The sequence below is a fragment of the Azospirillum sp. TSO22-1 genome (genome assembly GCF_003116015.1).
Taxonomy (GTDB): Bacteria; Pseudomonadota; Alphaproteobacteria; order Azospirillales; family Azospirillaceae; genus Azospirillum.
In genome coordinates, this window is record NZ_LGQZ01000090.1 from 1 (window position 1) to 7,646 (window position 7,646).

At 69.7% G+C, this 7,646-nt stretch carries 6 protein-coding genes; all 6 read right to left on the reverse strand.

The window, feature by feature from the left end; all coding sequences use genetic code 11:
• Positions 1-103: 103 nt before the first annotated feature.
• Positions 104-2,218, reverse strand: a complete 2,115-nt coding sequence (locus TSO221_RS23045) for a NahK/ErcS family hybrid sensor histidine kinase/response regulator (protein ID WP_158284191.1) — start codon at positions 2,216-2,218, stop codon at positions 104-106.
• A gap of 227 nt (positions 2,219-2,445) precedes the next feature.
• Positions 2,446-3,642 (reverse strand): Ni/Fe-hydrogenase cytochrome b subunit, encoded by a 1,197-nt coding sequence (gene hybB, locus TSO221_RS23050; protein ID WP_109120871.1) that lies wholly within the window; start codon positions 3,640-3,642, stop codon positions 2,446-2,448.
• A complete protein-coding gene (gene hybA / locus TSO221_RS23055) occupies positions 3,635-4,624 on the reverse strand; it encodes a hydrogenase 2 operon protein HybA (protein ID WP_109120872.1) in 990 nt (329 codons plus the stop codon). The genes hybB and hybA overlap by 8 nt, the downstream gene beginning before the upstream one ends.
• Before the next feature lie 4 nt (positions 4,625-4,628).
• Positions 4,629-5,027 (reverse strand): hypothetical protein, encoded by a 399-nt coding sequence (locus TSO221_RS23060; protein ID WP_109120873.1) that lies wholly within the window; start codon positions 5,025-5,027, stop codon positions 4,629-4,631.
• A gap of 138 nt (positions 5,028-5,165) precedes the next feature.
• Positions 5,166-5,762, reverse strand: coding sequence for a formate dehydrogenase FDH3 subunit beta (fdh3B, locus tag TSO221_RS23065; RefSeq protein WP_109120874.1), 597 nt, complete (start codon positions 5,760-5,762; stop codon positions 5,166-5,168).
• Positions 5,763-5,779: 17 nt separating this feature from the next.
• On the reverse strand, positions 5,780-7,646 hold a 1,867-nt coding region (locus TSO221_RS23070; RefSeq protein WP_146208885.1), incomplete at its 5' end, for a formate dehydrogenase subunit alpha.

Below are 7,646 nucleotides of genomic sequence, written 5' to 3' on the forward strand. Positions count from 1 at the left end.
CGCAAGTCGGGCGACCGCGCTCCGCCTACGATCGCCTTCGGCGCTCGTTGCCTATGGCACCGGCTCCACGCCCCCAGCGGGGCTGGGGGAGGGCTTCGTTGGTTTACTCCGCCGCCTCCGCCACCGGCGCCAGCGCGTGGCTGACCAGCGCGCGCAGCTTCGCCGGCTTCACCGGCTTGTACAGCAGGTGCGCCCCGGCGCGTTCGATGCGCTCGCGAACCTCGGGCGAGCGGTCGGCGGTGACGATGATCGCCGGGATGCCGGCGCCCAGAACCTGCCGCGCCGCCCGCACCACGTCGGCGCCGATGGCGCCCTCGTCCAGATGGAAGTCGGTGATCAGCAGGTCGGGCACGAAGCCGGCCCGCTGCGCCGCGGCGATGGCGTCCTCCGGCACGGAGCCGGGCAGCACCTCGCAGTCCCAGGCGCGCAGCAGCGAGGTCAGGCCCATCAGCACGCTCTCGTCGTTGTCGATGGCGAGGATGGCGACGCCGGCCAGATCGTCCTCGCCGTCCGGCGCCGCGACTGCCACCGGCGCCGCGGCGGCGTGCACCCGCGGCACCGTCAGCGTGAACGCCGACCCCTTGCCGACCACCGAGCGCACGCCGACCGCATGCCCCAGCACCCGCGCGATCCGCTCGACGATGGCGAGGCCGAGGCCGGCGCCGCGGGCGTGGATGCGCGCGGCGCGGCCCTCGCGGTGGAACTCCTGGAAGATGGCGCCGAGCTTGTCGGCGGGGATGCCGATGCCGGTGTCCCACACCTCGACGCGGAGGTTGGCGCCGATCCGCCGGCAGCCGACCAGCACGCGCCCCTCCCGCGTGTAGCGGATGGCGTTGCTGACCAGGTTGCGCAGCACCCGGCGCAGCAGGTGGGCGTCGGTGCGCACGGTGGCGCGGCAGGGCATCACGGTGAGCGCCAGCCCGGCCGCCTCGGCCAGCGGCGCGAACTCCGCCGCCATGGCGTCGAGCAGGGGCCCGAGCGCCACCTCCGTCACCTGCGGGGTGACGCCGCCGGCGTCGAGCTTGGAGATGTCCAGGAGGTCGCTCAGCAGGTCGTCGGCGCCGGTCAGCGCGGTGTGGATGTTCTCCACCAGCTCGCGGTTCTCCGGGCGCATGGCACGCTCCAGCAGGCTCGCCACCATCAGGCGGGCGGCGCTGAGCGGCTGCAGCAGGTCGTGGCTGGCGGCGGCGAGGAAGCGGTCCTTGGAGCGGTTGGCCTCCTCCGCCTGGTTGCGGGCGGCCTCCAGGGCGGCCTCGACGGCGCGGCGCTCGGCGATCTCGCGGGTGAGTTCGGCGGTGCGCTCCTCGACGCGGCGCTCCAGCTCCTCCTTGGCCTCGATCAGCTTGCGGGCGTTCTCGCGCACGACGATGGAGGCGATCAGCACGTGCCCGAAGATCAGCGCCGCCAGCGTCAGCGACGACACCGAGTGCACGATCTGCATGATCTGCATCTTCTGCAGCTCGACCAGCGCCAGCGGGAACAGCAGCGCCAGCCCGCTGTAGCTGACCACGATGCCGCCGCCGACCGCCGACCAGAACACCAGATGCGCCGTGGCGCCCAAGGGCCGGGCGATGGAGGGGTTTGCTGCGGCATCGCGCCAGCGGTTCGGCACGTGGTTGCGGATCCACACCAGCACCAGCAGCACGACGCCGAGCATGAAGGTCCAGCTCACCAGGTCGTGCACCTGCTTGCTGAGCAGGGCCATGGCGGCGAAGGTCTCCTTGCCGACCAGCGGCGCGATCATCCGCCGCCCGTACAGGATGGTCAGCCCGGTGACGCCGAGCAGCACGAAGCTCAGCGCCGTGACGCCGTAGGCCAGCCGCTCCAGGTCGCGGACCCTTCCGGCCCAGCGCGCCAGCGTCCACGCCGCGGCGCGCAGCCGCCCGTGCAGCATCAGGAAGCCCAGCAGCACCGCGGCGCTGACGCCGGCGAGCTGGGTGCCGTAGGTGGCGACGATGTCGGTGCGCACGCTGCCCCAGTCGGCGCCGGTCAGCTGGATCAGCACGCCGCGGTGCCAGGGGCTGGGCTGGTTGACGGTGCCCTCGGTACCGTTGCGCACGTCGCGCCAGAAGTCGCTGCGCGCCGGCCAGCGGTCGGACTGCAGCATCAGGGGATCGACGCCGGACGACGTCTCGCGCCCGGCCCAGTCGGAGGGCGGGGCGGCGTGGGCGGGAAAGGGGAGGAGGAAAGCGAGGAGTAGGAGGAGTAGCGCCCCCACCCTAACCCTCCCCCGCTCTCGGCGGACCGGAGGTCCGCCTGCCGCGTCAGCGCAAACCGAAGGTTTGCGCGAGAGCTCCGCAGGGGAGGGAATTCCGCCGCATTCTCCCCTCCCCTGCGAAGCGGAGGAGGGGGTAGGGGTGGGGGCAAGTGTCCCCGATGCAGCGGCGTCTCGGTTCATGATGCCAGCACTCTAGACAATGCCGGCGATCCAGGGATTGACCTCCCTCAATCCCCGGCCGGAACGGCCGCCGCTTTCGATGCCCCATGGACGGGGGCATGCCCATGCATCACCGGCAGCACGCGGGCCAGCACGATGTAGGCCAGCACCTCGAAGGCGATCATGCCGATGGTGACCATCAGCTCCGGCACCGAGGGGAAGTAGTGGAAGGCGTCGCCGTTCGGCGTCATCGCCACCAGGAAGCCGTCCACCCGGTACAGCGACGCTGCCAGCAGCATGCTGACCGAGCCGGCGAACAGCACCTGCGGGCTCCCGCGCCACGCGGCCCGGCTGAACAGCAGGATCGGCAGGGCGAACAGCGCGATCTCCAGCCAGAACATGCGGGCCAGGAAGTCGCCCTGGAACAGCGCCGGGATCTGCCCGCGCCAGCCCAGATCGGCGAAGCGCAGCCCCAGGTACACCGCCAGGATGCCGGAGAGCACCACCGCCAGCTTCTTCAGCATCGGCGTCTCGCGCGGGCGGCGGAAGCCGTCGGCCGACAGCGTCGCCTCGAACATCACCACCGCGAAGCCCATGGAGATCGCCGACAGCAGGAACAGCGCCGGCAGCAGCATGGTGTGCCAGCGCGGGTCCACCTTGGCGCCCATGACGATCAGCAGCGAGCCCAGCGAGGACTGGTGCATCATCGGGAACAGGCAGCCCAGCGCCACCAGCACCCACATCACCTTGTTGACCCGGCGCGCCGCGTTGCTCCAGCCCCAGCGCTCGAACATGGTGGGCGAGAACTCCAGCCACAGCACGTGGATGTACAGCGCGATGCAGACCGCCACCTCGAACATGACGGAGTTCGGGTTGGCGTAGCCCGGCGTCAGGATGTGCCAGAAGTTCCACCAGCGCCCGAGATCGACCATCACCGCCACGCCGCCCAGCGTGTAGCCGAACACCGAGGCGAGCAGGGCCGGGCGCACCAGCGGGTGGTACTCGCCCTTGTTGAACACATAGACCAGCAGCGCCAGCGCGTAGCCGCCGCAGGCCAGCCCGGTGCCGATCACCACGTCGTAGACGACCCAGATGCCCCAGCTGTAGCCGTCGTTCAGGTTGGTGACGGCGCCGAACGGCGTCTCGGCGCCGATGCCGAACAGGAAGCGCATCAGCACGAAGTACCCGGCGATGGCGACCAGCGCGCCGAGGAACAGCGTGACCGGGGTGACCAGACGGCCGCCGGCGGATTCGTAGTTACTCATGGGAATCCTCCTCCGAACCGCCCTTCTTGCGCGAGCTGCGGTACGTCGCGGCCAGCAGGCCGCCCAGCACCACCGCCGGCGCCACCAGCCCGTCGTAGAGCGTGTGCTGCACCGTCTCCGACATCGAGGCGTAGGAGCGCTCCGGCAGCTTGGGCAGGCCCAGCTTGTCGAAGGGCACGCCGGACAGCATCAGCATTTGGGTGCCGCCGCCTTCCTTCTCGCCGTAGATGTGGTCGACGTACTTCGCGGCTGGCTTTTCCTTGGTCTGGTCGCCGGTCTCGGTCGAGCGGCGCGGGAACTTGGCGACCTCGCCGGGCGTCATCGCCTGCCGGCGCTTGGCCTCGGCGAGCAGCTTAGGTACCGGGCCGAAGATCGTGGCGCCCGTCGGGCAGACGTCGGCGCAGGCCGAGAAGCGGCCCTCCTTCCACAGGTGGTTGCAGAGCTGGCACTTGTGGATCTCGGGCACCGCCTTGTCGTAGTCGAACTTCGGGATGCCGAACGGGCAGGCCATCACGCAATAGCGGCAGCCGATGCAGGCGTCGGCGTTGTAGCTGACCACGCCGGTCTTCGCGTCCTTGGTCATCGCCTGCACCGGGCAGGCGGAGACGCAGCCCGGATCGACGCAGTGCATGCAGGAGCGCTTGATGAAGGAGAAGCCGTCCTGCTCCACGTCCTTGGTCTTCGCCTCGCCCTCCTTGTACATCTTGATGATGTTGAAGGAGGTGGGGGAGAGCGCTTGCGACGGGTCCTCGTAGGCACGCTCCATCGGCACCTGGATCGGCAGGCCGTTGGCCTCCTTGCAGGCGACGACGCAGGCCTTGCAGCCGACGCACATGGTGGCGTCGAACAGCAGGCCGACGGCCTCGGGCGGCAGCTCCTTGTTGCCGCGCGCCTCGGCGGGGGCGGGCGCCACGACCGCCGCCGTGGCCGCGGTGCAGCCGGCGGCGGCGCCGCGCAGGAAATTGCGTCTGCTGACGGTCATGGCCTCAGTCCCCGAGGGCGTGGTGATGGTCGGCCGGATCGGCCTTGCCCAGGCGGACCAGCAGGAACAGCGCGTACAGCAATCCCAGCGCGGCGAAGAAGCCGAGCACGCCGAGCGCGCTGCGCTCCGCCCCGGTGCCGACGGTCACCAGCGGCTGCGACATGGTCGCGTGCACCGGCAGCGTGAAGCCGACCGCCTTCTCGGTGCACGGCTTGTTGTCGGCGCAGGCCGGGTTCGGCGCGTGCATCAGGTAGTCGGCCTTGACGCTGGAACTGGAGGGGCGGCCGGTCTGCCCCTCCTTCACCGCCGACCAGAAGTCGGCGACGTTGCCGCGGTCCCCCTCCTGCGCCGCAACGGGCGCGGACAGCAGGAGGAGGACGGGGATCAGGAACTTTGCGTGCATGCTTACACCGCTCAAGCCTTGTTCCCTCCCCCGCCCCGGGGGAGGGTTAGGGTGGGGGTACCGTCAAGGATCCTTGGCTGCACCCTCACCCGGCCGCCTGCGGCGGCCACCCTCTCCCGGGACGGGAGAGGGCCCTCGTTACGACTCCGACTTCATCTTGTACGCCTGGCCCCAGCCCCATGCGCCGGAGCCGAAGCCGCGCGACACCACGCGCTCGCGGTAGATGTCGGCCACCACGTTGCCGTCGCCGGCCAGCAGCGCCTTGGTCGAGCACAGCTCGGCGCACAGCGGCAGCTTGCCTTCGGCGATGCGGTTGCGGCCGTACTTCTTGAACTCGGCGTCGGTGTTCGCCGGCTCCGGGCCGCCGTTGCAGAAGGTGCACTTGTCCATCTTGCCGCGGCTGCCGAAGGCGCCCGCCTGCGGGTACTGCGGCGCGCCGAACGGGCAGGCGTAGAAGCAGTAGCCGCAGCCGATGCACAGGTCCTTGTTGTGCAGGACCACGCCGTCGTCGGTCTGGATGAAGCAGTTGACCGGGCACACCGCCTTGCACGGCGCGTCCGAGCAATGCATGCACGCCACCGACAGCGAGCGTTCGCCCGGCTTGCCGTCATTGATCGTCACGACGCGGCGGCGGTTGATGCCCCAGGGAACTTCGTGCTCGTTCTTGCAGGCGGTGACGCAGGCGTTGCACTCGATGCAGCGGTCCGCATCACACAGGAACTTCATACGGGCCATAGGTCAAAACTCCTGGATCAGGCGGCCGTGATGCGGCAGAGCGTGGTCTTGGTTTCCTGCATGAGCGTGATCGGGTCGTAGCCGTAGGTCGTGGCGGTGTTCGCCGCCTCGCCCAGCACGATCGGATCCGCGCCCTTCGGGTAGTGCGACCGCCGGTCCTCGCCCTGGAAGTGGCCGCCGAAGTGGAAGGGCATGAACGCCACGCCGCGGCCCACACGCTCGGTCACCAGCGCCTTGACCTTCACGCGGCCCTTCTCCGGACCCTCGACCCACACCATGGCGCCCTCGCGGATGCCCAGGTTGTTGGCGTCGGCCGGGTTGATCTCGACGAACATGTCCTGCTGCAATTCGGCCAGCCAGGGGTTGGAGCGCGTCTCCTCGCCGCCGCCCTCGTATTCGACCAGACGGCCCGAGGTGAGGATGATCGGGTACTCCTTCGACACGTCGCGGTCCTGGATCGACTTGTAGAGCGTCGGCAGGCGCCAGAGCTTGGTGTCCTTGTAGGTCGGGTACTGCGCCACGAGGTCGCGGCGGTTGGTGTAGAGCGGTTCGCGGTGCACCGGCACCGGGTCCGGGAAGTTCCACGCCACCGCGCGCGCCTTGGCGTTGCCGGGCGGGTTCAGGCCGTGCTTGATCGCCACGCGCTGGATGCCGCCCGACAGGTCGGTGGTCCAGCTGACCGCGCCGATCTTCTCGCCGCCGATCTTCTGGATGACCGCCAGTTCCGCCTCGGTCAGGTCCTTGTCCCAGCCCATCTTCTGGAGCATGGCCATGGTGACCTCGGGGTAGCCGTCCTTGATCTCCGAGCCGACGGGGTAGGAGTTCTCGGCCAGCAGCGTGACGCCGTTGCGCTCCACGCCGAAGCGGGCGCGGAAGGCGCCGCCGCCCTCGGCCACCGGCAGCGAGGTGTCGTACAGGTTGGCCGAGCCCGGATGCTTCATCTCCGGCGTGCCCCAGCACGGCCAGGGCAGGCCGAAATAGTCGCCGTCGCACGGGCCGCCGTTGGCGCGCAGCGTGGTCTTGTCGAAGGTGGCCTGGTGCTGCATGTGCAGCTTCAGGCGCTCCGGCGACTGGCCGGTGTAGCCGACCGACCACATCCCGCGGTTCCACTCGCGGGTGGTGTCCTCGATGTCCGGCTCGTTCCCCTGCACCTTGATGTTCTTGCAAAGCTGCTCGGCGAAGCCGAACTTCTTCGCGAACAGGTACATGATCTCGTGGTCGGTCTTGCTCTCGAAGAGCGGCGCCATGACCTTGTCGCGCCACTGCACCGAGCGGTTCGACGCCGTGGCCGAGCCGGTGGTCTCGAACTGCGTGGCGGCGGGCAGCAGGTAGACGCCGTCCTTGCGGTCGTGCAGCACCGCGGTCATGGTCGGGAACGGATCGACCACCACCAGGATGTCCAGCTTCTCCATCGCCTTCTTCATCTCGGGCAGACGGGTCTGGCTGTTCGGCGCGTGGCCCCAGAACACCATGCCCTTCACAGTGTCGGGCTGATCGACGTTCTCCTTGGCCTCCAGCACGCCGTCGAACCAGCGGGAGACCGGGATGCCGGTCTTCTCCATGAAGTCCTTCGACTTGAAGCGCGCCAGGATCTGGTCGTACGGCACCTCCCAGACGCGCGCCCAGTGCTTCCAGGCGCCCTCGGCGAGGCCGTAGTAGCCGGGCAGCGAGTCCGACACGACGCCGAAGTCGGTGGCGCCCTGCACGTTGTCGTGGCCGCGGAAGATGTTGGTGCCGCCGCCGGCCATGCCGACGTTGCCGAGCGCCAGCTGCAGCACGCAGTAGGCGCGGGTGTTGGAGGAGCCGACGTGGTGCTGGGTGCCGCCCATGCACCAGACCAGCGTGCCCGGCCGGTTCGACGCCAGCGTGCGCGCCACGCGCTTC